The organism is Ruminococcus sp. 1001713B170207_170306_F1, from assembly GCF_015668065.1.
Classification (GTDB): domain Bacteria; phylum Bacillota; class Clostridia; order Lachnospirales; family Lachnospiraceae; genus Blautia_A; species Blautia_A faecis.
This window is the reverse complement of record NZ_JADPEX010000048.1, coordinates 1-15,537: the sequence shown is the minus strand read 5'-3', so window position 1 is coordinate 15,537 and position 15,537 is coordinate 1. Positions and strand designations below refer to the sequence as shown.

Here is a 15,537-nt window from a genome sequence, read left to right as displayed (position 1 = left end):
GTTACTGTTTCTTTCTTCCCTTTCCAGTAACCAGCGATTTTGCAATGTATATTCGCAAGCCGCGCATTTCAGGAGCGGTTTTAGTGGAGGCGAGATCCATGACTTACGGAGACTTAGGCGCGAAGGCTTTCCTGAGCGTCTTAGTCGTAGTTAGTCATTAGCTTGCTGGAACGTTGCGACGCGCGGCGGTGAATATACATTGTGAAATCGCGTCCGGAATAACGACCAACACATTAAATAGCAATGAAAGTTCATATTGCGCAAAAAATGCCAGGTTAATTTTCCTGGCATTTTTATTCAATATTCAATCTCTACATCTTTTTTGCTAATCAGCCCATTATCCAGGGGATACCAAGTCTCCAGGTACTGCGTTTCCTCATCCTCTGACGAATTCAAATTCAGGATTGTCCTGGTTGTCACCATTTTGCCTGAAGTATCTTCCTTTCTGATTTCCGCCAGAATATAGGCAGTGTCTGCTTCTACCCTCAAGCTATCCGGCACCTCAGATGGCTTATAGGCAGTCTGTTTCAATATCTGATTCGCCTCATTCATCTGATAAATGATGGTCCGCACTGGCTTGTACATAGTGGCAAACTGAACCGTCACTTTACAGCCTTCTGTCTTAGTCTTTCCATTTTCCACTGTAGTAGTTTCACCGGAAAGGGTAGCTGCCATAGTGTTTCCTTCTGAGCCTCCCACACCGTTGGAATAGCCGTTTCCAGCCATGGCATAAATTTCCCCGTTTTCTTTCTGGAAAACCGGATTTACATACTGGGTGTGTTCTGACTTGCCAGAGACCTGGTAAACAGTGGCGCTGATTTCCTGTGTTTCTCCATCATCGGTAACGTTGTAGTTCAAATACGGATCTCCTACTCCGTCGGAGCAAAGATTTCCTACAGATGTATTTCCATCCTCATCTTCGGTCACTGGCATTAAAATGTATTCTCCTTTTATGTCTCCAAAGGAAATTTTCCACTCAGAAGAAGACTGGGCACCTTCTTTATCCACAGTTGCCACAAGTTTCCCCTCATAACGGCTGTCATTTCCTATGGTGATACTGCTGTTGTTCATAAGGGAGGCGGCATGGTCGTTCAGATAGCCTTCCATATCATATAGGTCCAGATATTCGGAGGTGATAAAGGCGCCGATCAGGCGGTCACCGTTTCCATCTGTGCCGGCTTCTGGGACTGCAAGAGTACAGCCGCTGGCTGTAAAGGCCATGAAAATAACCGATAATTTGAACAAACTTTTTAACAGATGATTGTTCTCCCGTCCCTTCAAAAATCTTTCTGCAAGATGTGCATCACAATTTGTGGAAAATTTTCTCCAGATGAGAGCACCGCAATGGACCACCTTAACCGATTTTTGGTGATATTTTGATTTCCTAATCTTCATTTTCGTCCTCCTCCAGATTTCCATCAAATTTTAAGATATCGCCAACATCGCATTGCAGGAAATAACAGATCCGGTTAATGGTGTGGAACCGCACGCCCTTGGCCTTTCCGCTTCTGAGGACGGACAGGTTGGCTTCTGTGATGTTTACCAGGCTGCACAATTCCTTGGACGTCATTCCCCGCTCTTTCAATACGTCTTCAAGGCATACTTTTATTGCCATAAATCATTTCCTTTCATTATTGCAAATTGCTCCATATTAAATAGTCAACGATATTAAATTAAGAGTCGTTACCTGAATACCCTTGCTTCTTCCTATATAACGAATCAAGACACTTGCAGTCCGGCTATCATTTATATATCTCCATACGCTTAAATAAACAGGTCATTATCCTCTTTCAGTCTCTGCATTTCCCTTATATACTTTGCAAACAACAGCACTGCCAGCACAAAGGCCAGGGAAAATACCGGGACCGCCACCACATACTCAAGCTGATAAAGGCTACTCTGGAAAAACAATTGTAGTAGGTTAAATACCGCACCCAGCCCAATAGTGGATGCTAAGGTCCACACGCAAAAGTGGGAAAGTTTTTCCGCCAGTTTTACACTCTCTTCCTGATACAGGTTTTCCTTCATTGCAGCCAGAAGCCTTCTCGCCAGGAAAACAACTATAATATCCAGTACATAAGGCAGAATACGGACTGCAAAGTGGAGGAACAGAAAAACATAGGTGGGGGTAAGGTTGGAAAAAGTAAAAAATCCATCGCTTAGCTCTATGCCTGTATTTCCCTTCTGTACCGTTTCCAGATTCTGAAGCAGCCCTCCCAGCTCCTGTCCAAAGATGCCGTACACCAATACCACGCTCACAGTGCCAAGAAGGAACCAAAGTCCCTTTTGCAGTTTCTCCGTTCCTGCATTCTTATAATAAAGCAAAATGCGGATAAGCAGGTAACCCAGAAGGACGGAATAGAAGGTACTTCCCAGGGACCATTTCCCGGTGCCTGGTACTCCGATGGACAAAAGTCCAGGATTGATCATGTAGTATAGGGTTACGAAAAGAAGAGCGCTGATAACCAGAAGCATGAAATCCAGGGGTTCTGATTTCTTGCGCCAGTGCAGGAATCCCCAAATTCCAGCAGGGATAATTCCCAACAGCATGTATAAGATGATTGCGACCACATTTCCTACAGCCCCAGACAGCGACAGAACCCGCAGGCCAGCTCCGATCTGCTCAAAAGGGAATGCGATCAAGGTGGAAAACAGGCCGGATAAGCTGCGCTGTAAAATACAGAACAGGACGCAGGCGGCCGCTTCCACAGATAAGAGGGTAAATAAATGTCTTTCTTTCATGGGGAACCTCCTTTTGCCGATATCGAGAAAATCCGCTATCGTGCTGGATTAAACTATTTAATCCTTTACTATAGATTTCTCTAACTGGTTTATAAGAATTATTGGAAAACGATAATTTATAATTTAATTATAGCTTAAAATTATCGTTTGTCAATAATTTTAATAATAAAAAAATTGCCAGGCAGAATTTTCACGCTCTGCTCTATCCAATGGACAGAAGAAACGTTTTTATTTTCTTACCTGGCATTTTTCACACAAACCTATTCTGTACACACTCTAGAGCGTGTTTGAAAAAGGCTTTCTGCAAGATGTGCGTCACAATTTGTGGGAGATTTCGCCCGGGTGAGGGCGTCGTAGCGGGCTACGGCAACCGAATTCGGGTGAAATATACCGCAAAGTGGGGCGTGCAGTTCCTCTTCTCTTTTTCAGTAACTTACTGTATCACATCTCCAAGCACGATCCGAATCAATGTCTTGTCCAGCATCAATGTCCTGTTCCAGGGATTGATGATCACGCCGCTGATTTCTTCCTCGGACAGCGCTGCCTCAAGTAATTTTCCAATGTCTGTCATAAAGGTTGACATAACACTTTTGCCGCCTTTCAATTCTTCGTCGAAGCTGGTAAAAACCGCCCACCAGTTCTTTCCGTCGGAGGTTTTTACTGCCTGTAATTTCATCTGACCAGCTGCCCCGTTTGGCTCTACGGCGATGATTACCTGACCGTTTTCACGCATGCGTCTTCGTACCACGGTCAGTGCATGAGCCAGCAATTCTTGCGTTGGCTGCTGCTGAAGTGCCGCGATTGCATCCTCGATTTTCTCATTTCCAAGTAAACCTTCATCTGTTTTATCCATATCATTACTCTCCATTGAGCTAATTTCTGTATTAGAGCGTGTTTGAAAAAGGCTTTCTGTAATCTGCCGCTCTTTGATTATACCCTTTTATAAATGATTGGTTCATCATATCCAAAAGTTCTCTTCCCGTTAACTTCCATACTTTCAGATACTTCCAGACAACGATCGGAAAACTTTTCCCAAAGTTTAAATATCATTACCGGCGAGAACTGGCTTATACTGCCACCTTCCCAGATTCCGTCCTTTTCATGGTAAAGTGCAGGAGTGAATTTTTCGGATTTTTTCAGTTCCGCGTAATCAACCTTCTTCATGGATGCGTATGAAAATATCTTCTTATCTTCTCCTTCTGGAATTTCATAAGAGGAAAGTAAAATTCCCTGTTCTGTTTCTGTAATAAGAAAAAGATGTGGTGATGCATGACGTTTTCCATTCGTTTCATAGTAGCTTTCTTCAACAACAAATCTGCCATTGAAATCCTCCGGAAGATTTTTTATTTTGTCATTGCAGATTGTATTTACATGCTCGGCATATGGATATGTTTTCCCTTCCGCCTGCATCTTATCAAACTGCTCCTTGTTATCAAAATGTCCTGTCATCATTCCTGTAAATTCATCAAGTTTCATCTTGATATTTACCTCCATAATCGATTTTTATAATGTTAGGGGCAAAAGTTCCCAACTATAATATCCACGGAGCATTCCATACAATACATTCCCGCAATCCATATCATATGGTAACCGCCTGAATTTCCTGAAATAGCATTACTGCTTCAGCTTAACCTGCTTTGGTCTTGGATATATCTTTGGCAAGGATAATAATAAGCCACAAAAATAGCCACCCCGGTCTGGTAAACTAGGCGGCAATTTTTGTCACATCATATATCGGACTAACCGTCTATCGGTAGCACTCTTTTTCTATAATCATATTATCACGCAGCTGTGTAAATGTCAAAAAGTTCTTTTTCTATTAGAAATAGCCACCAACGCGAACTGGAATTTCTGGATGAGTATAATATGCGGAAAATAAACTTAATTCCATCTTAAATATAGTGCTAAGTTTCACTGCCATTCTTTAACACCATTTTCACCACACCAAGCAATGCTGCAAACAAAACACCTGCAACCGGCCATACAATCCATGTAATATCCCAGCTCATCGTCCAGAAGCTCCATGCAAGGTAAATCGCTGTAGTCAAGCACCAATATACACCAGAAAACGTGTCCGTCTTTTTCTTAAACAATTTTTCTTCTTTTGTATATTCGCCTTCCTGAAGAAGGGTATCGTAACTGCTTTTTACCATCCCAACACGAACCAACAGATTCACTCCTATTGCAAGTATGAATAGCAGTAATCCAACGGAAAGACCACAGTAATAGTCAGACGCTTCCATGGATCCGGCAATAATTGTCGGAATCACTGCCAGTATACAAAGCATTACCCCAACAGCTGTTCCTCTGATAAAAATTGGTTCATAGGAATCTTTTTTTTCTCGTACCATTCCAGATACACCATACTCTGTTTCAAAGCATTCTTTTTCAAAATGTTCCATATGAGATTCACGCATTCCATATGTAATAAACAAAAAGACGGCTGCCGCAACCATTCCAAGCAAAAAAACACATCCAAATGCTGTTGCCAGAGATTCTGAAACATGAAATACGCCATCTTCTGCCATTGTCACAAGAACAATCAATAATATTGGACTTGAGATACACATACTTGTTGCGTTTGCCACTACTTTGGATCCATTTCTTTTCATGTCAAGAAATTCATTTGCATTCTCCATAGTTACTTTTTTCAACGGTTCTGCATAGCTTTCAGTACTTTCGTGATAGGTGATATTTTCTGCTTTCATTTCATCTTTTAATAGGTAATCTGTACTAACACCAAAAAGCTCCGACATCTGTAAAATTCTTTGCAAATCTGGAACAGCTCCTGCACTTTCCCACTTAGATACTGCCTGTCTGGATACACCCAACTGATTAGCTAGTTCTTCCTGTGACCATCCATTCTTTTTTCTTTCCTCTGTAATCTTATCAGCTAAAATCATTTTTTCCTCCTTTTGCAGATTTTATGAGCTAAATATAGCAGTTTTGCTGTTTGCATTCCACCATTTCAGGCTGTAAATCTGTCAACCAGCAGTTGCAAATCACAAAAGGACTCGATGAATCCCGATTTTCCAGCAATACAAGCATGAAATTATTTATCATCTGTATTGTTTTCCTTTTTCTTATGCGTCGAACCTAGGCAAAGAAATGAGGAACCAAGACATAACCATACTATAGCCATAGAATTTTCATTTCCACTCGTAAAGCCAATAGCTGACGCTATGAAAAACAGAACTGATGCAATATAAAATAAGATTGGTTTGTTTATTCCTTTTTTCATAAATAAGAAACTCCTCCAAATACCGATTTCTTTTCCGCCAATCGGAAGTTAGCTATTTTTTCATTCCTTGCTTTGTAAAATGTTTATGCAGCAAAAATTCTGTCGGAATAATTGTAAGCACCATAATTCCTAATTGTAAAAACACCAAATAAACAGAAATCATTTCAAAGTTTGTATCATCTTTCGTTAAAATCAAAATAAAAATCGATAGTATCACCAGGATGATTCCTAAAACAAAGTTTATCCAGCCCCAACACCTGTGTGCATATCTCCATGTTTCATCATTCATCCTTGACATAGTAGTTCGATATCCCGAACTCCCCTGCCGATCTTTAGGAGGCTTACCTTTCCACATATATCCCAATATAATCATAGATAACGGTACTAAAAGTGAACACACGGATAAAAATATAAACATTACAGAGACCTCCTCTCAACTTCTGATTAACTTGCTCCCAAAACTGAAGCTGTCATCAAATAAACCCTATCCATATTCCAACCGCTATAAGTATCATACCTAATATTCTTCCGATAAATCTCGCCTTTTTATTTCCAAATAAAGCAGTTGTTTCTGGAGTAGTAAATGGAAGCAAAACAACAGTGACCCCCATTACTATAATTCCACTTCCAATCATGCAGTTGCGGCTTGACACAACACCATAAAACATAGCTAAAAACCCTAAAATAATGCCCGAAATAAAATACTTAATTTTATGTCTATCTTTTTCAATTATCTTTCTATAGCTGTTTTCGCACTCACTGCTACAAAATTCCAAATTACTATCTAATTCTTTGCCACAATATCTACATTTTTTCATAGCAACTTCCTCGATAATTTGCAAAATTTTATCCAAAAGCTCTCGATTTGTCTTTACTTTATTCTACCATAATTTATTTTAAAATACTATTTCAATATACACAAAACAGAAAAAGCGATCTTTTTTTCAATTTTAAATCTATCCGTATTTCATCTTACTGATAAATGTTTCGCTATTTCTAATCTGATAAATTTACGAACAATTCTTTTCTTAGAATACAGAAAAACCCCGGAAACCTTACGGTTCCGGGGTATCTTACGTTTGGACACACGGTATCTTACGATACCAAATTTATATAATTATCTGTAGTCAGTGATTACTCGATAACTGTAGCAACACGTCCTGATCCAACAGTACGTCCACCTTCACGTTTGTGAGGTTCTTAAAATCTCATTATTTTCTGTGATTTTCGTGTCTTTATTGTCCTGTGTTATAGGATTTCTACGCTATATTTCTGTTCTCTTCATTTTTTAGTATCAAAACGGTATCACAGCCAGATTTTCATGAGCTGTCAACTTTCCGGTTGCAGATTCCCACCTTGACTGTTATAATCGAAACATGGGTGCTATCATAACGGTAGGCGGTTAGTCCTTCAGCAGAGGGACTGTGACCCTCTGATTACATAGAAACTCGAAAGAGAATCCACTGGAAAGGAGGGCTAAGCCAATGAGTATTGTGGACTTTATTGCAGTCGTGAGCTTCGGCATCACCTGCTTTTGTGCCGGATACACATTCGGCAAAGATAATAACAAGACACAAAAATAACCGCCCCAGCCTCGCAAACTGAACGGTTATTTTTAATCAATTAAGTATGTGGACTAACCGTCTATCGGTAGCACTCTTTTTCTATAATCATATTAGCACGCATGTGTGAAAATGTCAAAAAATTTCTTCATTCTTGGTTATTAATCTCCTTGATCAACTGTACTGCCTTCTCTGCATCATCGGTTTTCACGAATATATCCACACCATATATTCCAAATCCTGGTGCCCCATGCATTGCAACATTCGCACCTGCTTCCTGCGAAAAAGCTGCTATTCCATTTTGCTTTAACATTTCTACAAGTTGTTCTGTCTCTACTATATTCTGTGCATTATAAATTTTTGTCCATTCTGCCTTAGATATGGAAGTTTCCTTTTTCTCCTGAATATTTGACGAATTCTGGTTTCTTTTTCGATTAATAAATGCCAAGAGCCTAAGAACAATAAATGCCACAATAGTAATACCAATCAGAAATCCCAATGCTAATTGTGTTACCTGTGTTTCTGTAGCTCCCATTCTAAATAAACATATGCCATAGATGACTGTAAAAATTCCTGTACATATCACACTGGTGAGAAAATCTCGCCATATAGTAGCACTTTTTGGCAAACATTTATCCCATATTCCATTATACACCATAATAGAGGCGTACAGGATTCCTCCTACCAAAGCAGTTGCTGTCTCTCCTAAAACCAAGCGAATATCCACAGTTAATAACATCTGAATAATAATCGCTAACACGCTAATCACAAACATTGATGCAAATGCAAGATTTCCAGCCTTTAATGCTTTTTGTTTCACCCATCCTTCATACACCACAACTTTGTCCAGTGTTTCTTTCATCTCTTTATTCATAGTCTGGCTCCTTTCTCCATCCAGGAGCTCTCTCATCTCAACATCGTAATATTCAGCAAGTTGAACAAGTATACTGAGATCTGGCATATTTATTCCGGTTTCCCTTAGTTAAAAATATTACTCTTGTTGATTACTCAACTCTTCCAATAAATCGGTAATATATCTCAATTTCCTGTATTCTTTCGTTATCCTCATTCGTTGTTGCTTCATGTATGAGGATTTTTTCTATCATGGCATTTAATAATGGTGCTGTCAGTTCCTTTGGTACGGAATATTCCTTGATTAACTCAATCCACTTTTCAGCACCTATCATATCCTGTTCCATTTTACTTAGTTCTTCTCTTAGGCTTGTTATCTGCTGTTCCAGTTCTATCTGTTCTTTTTGGTACTTGCTGGACAACATCACAAAATTTCGCTCTGTTATCTTCTCACAGGCTCTATCTTCATACATTTTCGCAAATAAACGGTCAATCTCATTTTGTCTGTTCTCGGCTTTCTTCAATGTACTTGCCTTTTTCTTCTTTTCCCGTATTCTCTCTGCATTGCCAGCTTTCTGTATCTTGTTCAATACCTTTTCTTCGTCCTGCTGTACTGCCTTAGCCCAATACTGCAAGCGTTCCAATACGGCTTGATACAGCACATCATAACGAATGTAGTGCATAGAACAATTACCTTTGCCAAACTGCCCGTAGTAACTGCAAGCATAATAACTGTAAGGCGTTTTATTTGTCTTATTCGTTCCAAATCTCATAGACCAACCACAATCCGCACACTTGACAAGCCCTGCAAAAATCGGCGTTGCCTTTTCCTTTGTCTGTCTGCGTCTTGATTTTATCTGCTCCTGCACACGATAGAACACTTCCTTGTCAATAATCGGCTCGTGAGTGTTTTCTACTCGAAACCATTCACTTTCGGGCTTACGCACTTTCTTTTTGCTCTTGAACGATACCGTAGACTGCATATTGTGAACACTGTTTCCGATATAAACCTCACTTTTCAATATCGCCTTGACATGAGCAATCGTCCACTCATAACGCTTACTTTCGGGTTTTCCCTCAAAGATATGTGCAAAAGTACCGTATCTTGTAAAATTTAGCCATGACGCTGTCGGAACTTTTTCTGCTCTTAACTGCTTTGTGATTTTTGCACTTCCGTAACCTTGATAGGCTAGGGAAAAGATTTTTTCAATAATCCATTTTGTTTCATCATCAACCAACAGTTTTCCTTTGATGTCAGGGTGTTTCTTATATCCTAACGGAGCATAAGCACCGTAATGAGCCCCCTCCGCAAACTTTGTCTTAAATGCTGATTTGACTTTACGGCTTGTATCTCTTGCCACCCATTCATTGATGATGTTCTTAAATGGTGCAATCTCACTTTCGCCTTTTTCGCTGTCTACACCGTCATCAATCGCTATGTAGCGGACATTATGACTAGGGAAATACAATTCTGTATATTGTCCTGTCATAATATAATTTCTGCCAAGACGGGAAAGGTCTTTCGTTACAACACAGTTGATTTTTCCTGCCTCTATATCCTCAATCATTCTTTGAAAACTCGGTCTGTCAAAATTTGTTCCCGACCAGCCGTCATCAATATATTCATCAATGACATTCAAATGATGTTCTTTTGCATATAAACGCAACATACTTCTCTGTGTGGTAATGCTGGAACTTTCGCCCTGTAATTCATCATCTCGGCTTAACCTAAGATAAAGTGCAGTATTGTAAATCTGTTGTTTCATTGTCAGTTATCCTCCTTTATAACTAACCCGTGTTTACAATACCTGCTTGCAAGTAAAGTATAACACGGGTACTTTTTGTCATTCAATCTATTTCTTACAACTGCACCGATTTTATGCGATTGTCTGCTTTGCTTTTTCCAGCATGACATCAGTTAGAAGTTCTTCCATTGTTTTGCCCTTTTCGGAAAAATGCTCTTTTACTACAATCTTTGTCTTTCCTCTGTTGCCAATGCCACACTTGCCATTTTTCTTTTGAATTGTTTTTACAGCATTATCAATAACACATACCCCCTTTCTGTAAAATCTTTCTAAGCAATTCAACGGCTTTTGTCATAGCCCACAGGAGTTCCACCTCTGCATAGTTCTTATGTAGCCGTACCCATTGCGTGCGACGCTCTTAATGCTCAAGCTGTGGCTGTACGGGAGTATCATTATCTGACAGTACAGGTCATGGCGATAAAAGAGGACAAATCTTTTACAAGAACACAAATAGGTTTTCGCTCGCTCTTGCAGGGGAAAGGTCGTGGCGTATTTGTTTCAACGGCTAGCTGTCTGTCAAACGTATTGAATAGCTTTATTCAGTTGTCAAAGAACGATTGAAAGAAAAAAATCGTCTTTCCTATATATCGCGTTGGAAAAGAGGAGAAACGTAACCAAAATCCAAAACTTTTTCCATTATTAGTACAAATGGAACGGTTCATTTTGGCAATCAACGGTTGATTTTCTCCTTTTTCACTACTATCTGTACAGCAAACGTCCATTTGCTAAGTTTAAATGGAAAAATTTTAACTTCTTTTCATGCACCATATAGGGATAGAAAATGTCATTTTGCTAAGTTGATGATGAAAAAAGAATATTTTCCTTTTCACACCCTAACTACCCAAACCATACCGTTACTGCCAACAATAGAATGAAATATTTTCTTTGCACCATATAGGGAACGGAAACCTTAAATTGTTAAGTTGAGAACAAAGTATTTTCATCTTTTCACATCAACACTCAACTGCTAATGCCTGTTTGAATACAAAATGATGATGTTTTTCCTCTTTTCACAGAAGACTGTCCACTAATCACGAATTTCCGTCATTTTTTCAAAACTTTTTTCTTCTTTCACTTCATATAGGGACAGCAAGCCCCGATTTAATGACCTATTTTCAAAAAAAGTTTAGATTTCCTTTTCTCGCACCATATCTGTACGCAAGTAGCCATTTTGTTGCAGATTTAATAAAAAATTTATTTTTCTTCTTTCACTTCACATAGGGAATGAAAACAGCTCTTTGCTGACTAAATCTGAAATTTTTCAATTACATTAAAAAATACCGTCATTCTCTTGTGGAACAGCGGTATCTATACGTTCTTCTATGGTTGATTTCTCTAATTGTAATAAATGTTTATGCTTGTCTTTTAGTTCTGCCTGCTCAATCATATCTTTCAGTATCGTTGTACGATTTTCTCTGTCTAATGCCTGTACCATTTTTATGGTTGGTGCGACTTGTCTTTGTAGCCAATGCAACGCTTTTTGTAAAGTGTAAGGCTCTGGCTTTGTGGTTAAGCGTATCGGCTCTCTGTTTTCCCCTACAAACCATGCCCAATCATCATTTGTTATCCATTGACTTTTTGGCTTGTCGTCCTCTCTGTCAACAAAGCGGACATAATGATTGATGATAGAAAAAGCGGTGCGTTCAGCGTCCCGATAGGTCAGTAAATCTACAACCGCATAATAGGCTCGTTCGTTCTTCATGCGTATTTCAAAACGGTTCTTAATCTCCGTATCTTCAATTTCTGTGCCATTCTTGACATACTGCTCATAATTTTTCTGATAAGCACACATATATAATTCGCTACTTGTTGAACCGAGATATAAGGTTTCTCCTGTATTCTTTGGTAAATCGCTACCGCATTTTTCTGTACCGCTGTAATCTTTCTGCATACGGAAGTAGGACATACATTCGCCAGCCTTGTATTTTTCCTTTAACTTTGGAATATCCAATATTCCTGCTTTATCATTGATAGCCAAATCAAGCCGTTTCATCACACCACCAGCCGTCATACAATCCAGCATGAAGTCATACCATGAGCGTTCCTGTGCCAGCAGATAACATTCCATTTGCCGACAGCCTTTGCCTTTCAGTTCCAATAAAACACCTAAATGCTCCTGCATGGAACACATGATATTGATGTCGCCAAGTACATATTTGCTTTCATATCCGTATTTTCCATAATCTTCATAAAGCATGTAATTAGATTTCAGTTGTAATACATCACGGATAATCGCCAATGCGTCCGTAGTAGGAAAGCGGACACGAAAGTAATCAATCAATAAGAATAGTGGTTCTTGCGGATTGAAACGCTCAATCTGTTTTTCTATGATTTCTCTTAATTCGTCATTCAATGGCTGTTTTCCTTTTTCAATGCGGTTGTAATATTCACGGCTGATACCACAGGCAACAGCAAGCCTTGTTTGTGTTACTCCGTATTCCTCACGCTTTTGTCTTAGTTCTTCAATAAAGTTTTTATCATTCATTCTTCAATTCCTCCAATCAAAAAAGGCAACTACCATAATTGATAATTGCCTGTCATTAAAAATCTGTATAGAAAAAGCAGTCAATCCTAAGACTAACTGCTTTGTGTGTATGGATATAAAATTGCTTCTAATCTTGAATAGGTATCCAAATTTCAATAACTGAATTATCACTATTCCAATGAAAACGATAATCGTATTTTTCAAAGTGTAGGATAATATCTTTTATAGGAATATACGATGTACTAGGAATAATTTCTTCATAAATCTTGCCATAAGTTTCATATATTTTATCCATAGCACCAATATGCTCCACAACCAAATATTTATAAGACGGTATTTCTTTATACAGAAAGCCCTCTGGGGTAATGGTTCTTTGGGGAATAGAACAGAAATAATAAAGTTTTCCATTTCTTCTTTCCATAAAAGCATATTTTACCCAATTTCCTGATTGTGAAAGATACGCTTTTTTCAAACTACTGTTAAACTTTCTCCAAAACTGTGTACTAATCTGAATATTCTTTTTTTGATAATTAGTCAGTTCTACTTCCTGCCCAATAACTGCAAATGCGTTTAATTCCTTTATAGAAAAATTTATCATTTTACCTTGTGAGCAGTGATAACGGTATAACTGTACGCATTTACCGTTATAATACAATTATCAATCGTTATATACCAGTTTTTTCCTTTTCTTGTGATTTCCGCATTAGAAAGGCTAATTTTTTCTTTGCACCATTCAATTACATTTTCTACATTCAAAGATAAGTTCTTTTTAATTCTAATAACGCCAAGTTCAGTTGTGTGAAGTCTTCCTAAGTTTTCCAGTAATTCATTTTCCATATTTTGATACCTCATTTTTCAGCAAATTTATTTGTATGTTTTATACCCCAATTATAACATTCTCATATCAGCACTACAATAAAAATAATTAAGCACCAATAATCTTATTGAACATCTCCAACCGTAAATCTTTCACACCATCAGTGATAAACACTGAGCTGACAGCAATTACGACAACTACCATAATTGCCTGCACTTAAATTTCTGCAAAAGAAAACGACAATCAATTTCTTATTTTTTGAAATCAACTGTCTTTCTCATATTTACTATTCAATTTTCATAGTGATATAGGTACAATTTATATCACTACTGTAAAAATGGGGTTTTGCCTTATAAATACAGCGTTTTCCGCTTGTTAGTGTATAGTGTTTCTTGTTTTTTGTGCCCCCCTTGTTAGATAACGGGGGCTTTGAACGGCTCGCAAGCTCGCCGAACCGCCGAAGCGAACCGCCCCCTTGCAAGCATGGCGGAAAAATCTTAAGGATTTTCCCGCCAACGTGGTCGGATCGCTCCGTCGGTTTAACAGCTTTTCTGTTTCTCTCTAGTTATCTACGCATATAAATCAAATCGGTTATTCCGTTATAAGTCTGTGTTTTACAAAGCCTTAACTTTATTTCCCTGTCTATGTTGCCCAAAAGACGAACCCCATTTCCTAACAGAGTAGGAATAACAGAAATGTAATATTTATCAATCATATTTTTGCTTACCAACTGCTGAACAAGATTTGCTCCGCCACAAATCCAAATATCCTTTCCTGCTTCTTGTTTTAGCCGTTCCAATAATAAAACAGGATTTTCACTTGTAAAATGAATTTGTTGGGAAGAATTGCACTCTTTATGTGTTAATACATAAGTTGTAAATTTATTATATACCCATTCTTGCGGAGAAAGTTCAGTAACAACCTGATGAGAAGTATTCCACCCCATTAAGACAGTATCTATATCTTTGGTAAATTCTGTATAAGTGTCGATGTTTTCATTGTCATTTCCATGACCATTTAGCCAAGCTACTCCACCATTACCGTCCGCAATATATCCGTCAAGGCTCATGGCAATAAATAAAACTACTTTTCTCATTTTTTCTCTTTTATAAATACAAACAGGAATTTATTTCTCTTTTTTACTCATAAGGGAACAACTGATTGCTACAAATAAACCCATTAAAATCCATGGAAATGCTGCTCTTATAAAATCACTAACCATACTTTATTCCTCCTTAAATTCCAATTTCCTTAGTTCTACAAACTGAAATTTTTGCCTATGAATGTATCTTGTTCTTTATACGCAAACAGGCTTCTGTGTGCATAATCCAATGTCTTGAAAACGGCATTTGAATTAGTCCACAAATATCTTTATTACACCAATAATCAATCAGCCAAATTGCTTTTTCATTGTCGTTTACTACATTCAACGATTCTAAGTATCCTTTTCTTTCTTTCGGTATTTTTCTTTTCAATTCATCATAAGATAACCGTTCAAGCATTTTCTCAGTGCTTTCCCATACTTCGAAAATATATAAATATAATTCTTCCAGATTAAGCTGTTTTGAAAAGTCTGCAATCTGCTGTTTCATGAGTTCATTTCCTGTTGTAATGATAGGTGAATTGATACGCTCTTGATAATTGCCTGCAAAAAATACTTGTTCATCTTCATTTATCACTGTATGCACAACTATATCTTCAATGCGGAAAATATGCCAAATAGAATAAGCAATCGTCTTACTATGATAACCATCAGCGTTTATGAAGGGGATTGAGTTAAAATCTTCTCTGCATAATTCTTCTTTGAAAGATACTAAGGTTTGTATTAACTGACTTCGTAAAGTAAGTAAAGTATCAATACCCCTCTTATAAGTATCTTTCTTTTTTATTTGTGCCTGCATTGTTTTATTAAGTTCAGACCATTCCTTATTCATATTCAATCCTCTCTCAAATTCTGATTGAACAAAATCGCTGCGCGATGGCCTGCCAAGGCTGTGGCGCAGTTTTATTTTTATTAAAAAAGCAGTGGAATT

At 38.2% G+C, this 15,537-nt stretch carries 17 protein-coding genes and 2 pseudogenes; 1 reads left to right on the top strand and 18 read right to left on the bottom strand.

The window, feature by feature from the left end; translation table 11 throughout:
* Positions 1–297: 297 nt before the first annotated feature.
* The 3 genes from I4V84_RS19100 to I4V84_RS19090 all read right to left on the bottom strand — a co-directional run bounded on the left by I4V84_RS19100 (position 298) and on the right by I4V84_RS19090 (position 2,742).
* Positions 298–1,395, bottom strand: a complete 1,098-nt coding sequence (locus I4V84_RS19100) for a DUF6783 domain-containing protein (RefSeq protein ID WP_195993167.1) — start codon at positions 1,393–1,395, stop codon at positions 298–300.
* Positions 1,385–1,615 (bottom strand): helix-turn-helix domain-containing protein, encoded by a 231-nt coding sequence (locus I4V84_RS19095; RefSeq protein WP_118583284.1) that lies wholly within the window; start codon positions 1,613–1,615, stop codon positions 1,385–1,387. The genes I4V84_RS19100 and I4V84_RS19095 overlap by 11 nt, the downstream gene beginning before the upstream one ends.
* 149 nt (positions 1,616–1,764) lie before the next feature.
* Positions 1,765–2,742 carry a hypothetical protein gene (locus I4V84_RS19090; protein ID WP_195993166.1) on the bottom strand — a complete coding sequence of 326 codons (978 nt, stop codon included), beginning with the start codon at positions 2,740–2,742 and terminating at the stop codon, positions 1,765–1,767.
* A gap of 209 nt (positions 2,743–2,951) precedes the next feature.
* Here I4V84_RS19090 and I4V84_RS20970 point away from each other — a divergent pair.
* Positions 2,952–3,095, top strand: a pseudogene (locus tag I4V84_RS20970) (DUF6783 domain-containing protein); the annotation flags it as partial.
* Here the strand turns inward: I4V84_RS20970 and I4V84_RS20965 are convergent.
* The 15 genes and pseudogenes from I4V84_RS20965 to I4V84_RS19020 all read right to left on the bottom strand — a co-directional run.
* Positions 3,069–3,131, bottom strand: a pseudogene (locus tag I4V84_RS20965) (DUF6783 domain-containing protein); the annotation flags it as partial. The pseudogenes I4V84_RS20970 and I4V84_RS20965 sit on opposite strands and share 27 nt — an antisense overlap.
* Before the next feature lie 44 nt (positions 3,132–3,175).
* Positions 3,176–3,595, bottom strand: coding sequence for an SseB family protein (locus I4V84_RS19085; protein ID WP_243284155.1), 420 nt, complete (start codon positions 3,593–3,595; stop codon positions 3,176–3,178).
* A 77-nt stretch (positions 3,596–3,672) separates the two neighbouring features.
* On the bottom strand, positions 3,673–4,218 hold the full coding sequence (locus I4V84_RS19080; RefSeq protein WP_195700230.1) for a hypothetical protein: 546 nt from the start codon (positions 4,216–4,218) through the stop codon (positions 3,673–3,675).
* 428 nt (positions 4,219–4,646) lie between these two features.
* Positions 4,647–5,645, bottom strand: a complete 999-nt coding sequence (locus I4V84_RS19075) for a helix-turn-helix transcriptional regulator (protein ID WP_195993164.1) — start codon at positions 5,643–5,645, stop codon at positions 4,647–4,649.
* Between the two features lie 149 nt (positions 5,646–5,794).
* Positions 5,795–5,983, bottom strand: coding sequence for a hypothetical protein (locus I4V84_RS19070; protein ID WP_118583292.1), 189 nt, complete (start codon positions 5,981–5,983; stop codon positions 5,795–5,797).
* 52 nt (positions 5,984–6,035) lie between these two features.
* Entirely contained in the window at positions 6,036–6,401 is a 366-nt protein-coding gene (locus I4V84_RS19065; protein WP_226855257.1) for an SdpI family protein, read from the bottom strand.
* A 55-nt stretch (positions 6,402–6,456) separates the two neighbouring features.
* On the bottom strand, positions 6,457–6,837 hold the full coding sequence (locus I4V84_RS19060) for a DUF2116 family Zn-ribbon domain-containing protein (protein ID WP_243284154.1): 381 nt from the start codon (positions 6,835–6,837) through the stop codon (positions 6,457–6,459).
* A gap of 856 nt (positions 6,838–7,693) precedes the next feature.
* On the bottom strand, positions 7,694–8,419 hold the full coding sequence (locus tag I4V84_RS19055; protein ID WP_243284153.1) for a DUF2007 domain-containing protein: 726 nt from the start codon (positions 8,417–8,419) through the stop codon (positions 7,694–7,696).
* 130 nt (positions 8,420–8,549) lie between these two features.
* Positions 8,550–10,163, bottom strand: coding sequence for a recombinase family protein (locus I4V84_RS19050; RefSeq protein WP_002303255.1), 1,614 nt, complete (start codon positions 10,161–10,163; stop codon positions 8,550–8,552).
* Between the two features lie 111 nt (positions 10,164–10,274).
* Positions 10,275–10,484, bottom strand: coding sequence for a hypothetical protein (locus I4V84_RS19045; RefSeq protein WP_002303258.1), 210 nt, complete (start codon positions 10,482–10,484; stop codon positions 10,275–10,277).
* A 988-nt stretch (positions 10,485–11,472) separates the two neighbouring features.
* Positions 11,473–12,687 (bottom strand): XRE family transcriptional regulator, encoded by a 1,215-nt coding sequence (locus I4V84_RS19040; RefSeq protein ID WP_002303260.1) that lies wholly within the window; start codon positions 12,685–12,687, stop codon positions 11,473–11,475.
* A 127-nt stretch (positions 12,688–12,814) separates the two neighbouring features.
* A complete protein-coding gene (locus I4V84_RS19035; RefSeq protein WP_002303261.1) occupies positions 12,815–13,285 on the bottom strand; it encodes a GyrI-like domain-containing protein in 471 nt (156 codons plus the stop codon).
* Positions 13,282–13,524, bottom strand: a complete 243-nt coding sequence (locus tag I4V84_RS19030; RefSeq protein WP_002303262.1) for a DUF3781 domain-containing protein — start codon at positions 13,522–13,524, stop codon at positions 13,282–13,284. Before I4V84_RS19030 ends, I4V84_RS19035 begins: the two co-directional genes overlap by 4 nt.
* 545 nt (positions 13,525–14,069) lie before the next feature.
* Entirely contained in the window at positions 14,070–14,600 is a 531-nt protein-coding gene (locus I4V84_RS19025) for a dihydrofolate reductase family protein (RefSeq protein WP_002303421.1), read from the bottom strand.
* A gap of 181 nt (positions 14,601–14,781) precedes the next feature.
* Positions 14,782–15,537: hypothetical protein (locus tag I4V84_RS19020; RefSeq protein WP_347709071.1), on the bottom strand; the 756-nt coding region annotated here is incomplete at its 5' end.

What these genes read in the sequence shown, in the direction of transcription:
- I4V84_RS19100 (WP_195993167.1), bottom strand. Translation starts at nt 1,395, where the DNA reads ATGAAGATTAGGAAATCAAAATATCACCAAAAATCGGTTAAGGTGGTC.
- I4V84_RS19095 (WP_118583284.1), bottom strand. Translation starts at nt 1,615, where the DNA reads ATGGCAATAAAAGTATGCCTTGAAGACGTATTGAAAGAGCGGGGAATG.
- I4V84_RS19090 (WP_195993166.1), bottom strand. Translation starts at nt 2,742, where the DNA reads ATGAAAGAAAGACATTTATTTACCCTCTTATCTGTGGAAGCGGCCGCC.
- I4V84_RS19085 (WP_243284155.1), bottom strand. Translation starts at nt 3,595, where the DNA reads ATGGATAAAACAGATGAAGGTTTACTTGGAAATGAGAAAATCGAGGAT.
- I4V84_RS19080 (WP_195700230.1), bottom strand. Translation starts at nt 4,218, where the DNA reads ATGAAACTTGATGAATTTACAGGAATGATGACAGGACATTTTGATAAC.
- I4V84_RS19075 (WP_195993164.1), bottom strand. Translation starts at nt 5,645, where the DNA reads ATGATTTTAGCTGATAAGATTACAGAGGAAAGAAAAAAGAATGGATGG.
- I4V84_RS19070 (WP_118583292.1), bottom strand. Translation starts at nt 5,983, where the DNA reads ATGAAAAAAGGAATAAACAAACCAATCTTATTTTATATTGCATCAGTT.
- I4V84_RS19065 (WP_226855257.1), bottom strand. Translation starts at nt 6,401, where the DNA reads ATGTTTATATTTTTATCCGTGTGTTCACTTTTAGTACCGTTATCTATG.
- I4V84_RS19055 (WP_243284153.1), bottom strand. Translation starts at nt 8,419, where the DNA reads ATGAATAAAGAGATGAAAGAAACACTGGACAAAGTTGTGGTGTATGAA.
- I4V84_RS19050 (WP_002303255.1), bottom strand. Translation starts at nt 10,163, where the DNA reads ATGAAACAACAGATTTACAATACTGCACTTTATCTTAGGTTAAGCCGA.
- I4V84_RS19040 (WP_002303260.1), bottom strand. Translation starts at nt 12,687, where the DNA reads ATGAATGATAAAAACTTTATTGAAGAACTAAGACAAAAGCGTGAGGAA.
- I4V84_RS19035 (WP_002303261.1), bottom strand. Translation starts at nt 13,285, where the DNA reads ATGATAAATTTTTCTATAAAGGAATTAAACGCATTTGCAGTTATTGGG.
- I4V84_RS19030 (WP_002303262.1), bottom strand. Translation starts at nt 13,524, where the DNA reads ATGGAAAATGAATTACTGGAAAACTTAGGAAGACTTCACACAACTGAA.
- I4V84_RS19025 (WP_002303421.1), bottom strand. Translation starts at nt 14,600, where the DNA reads ATGAGAAAAGTAGTTTTATTTATTGCCATGAGCCTTGACGGATATATT.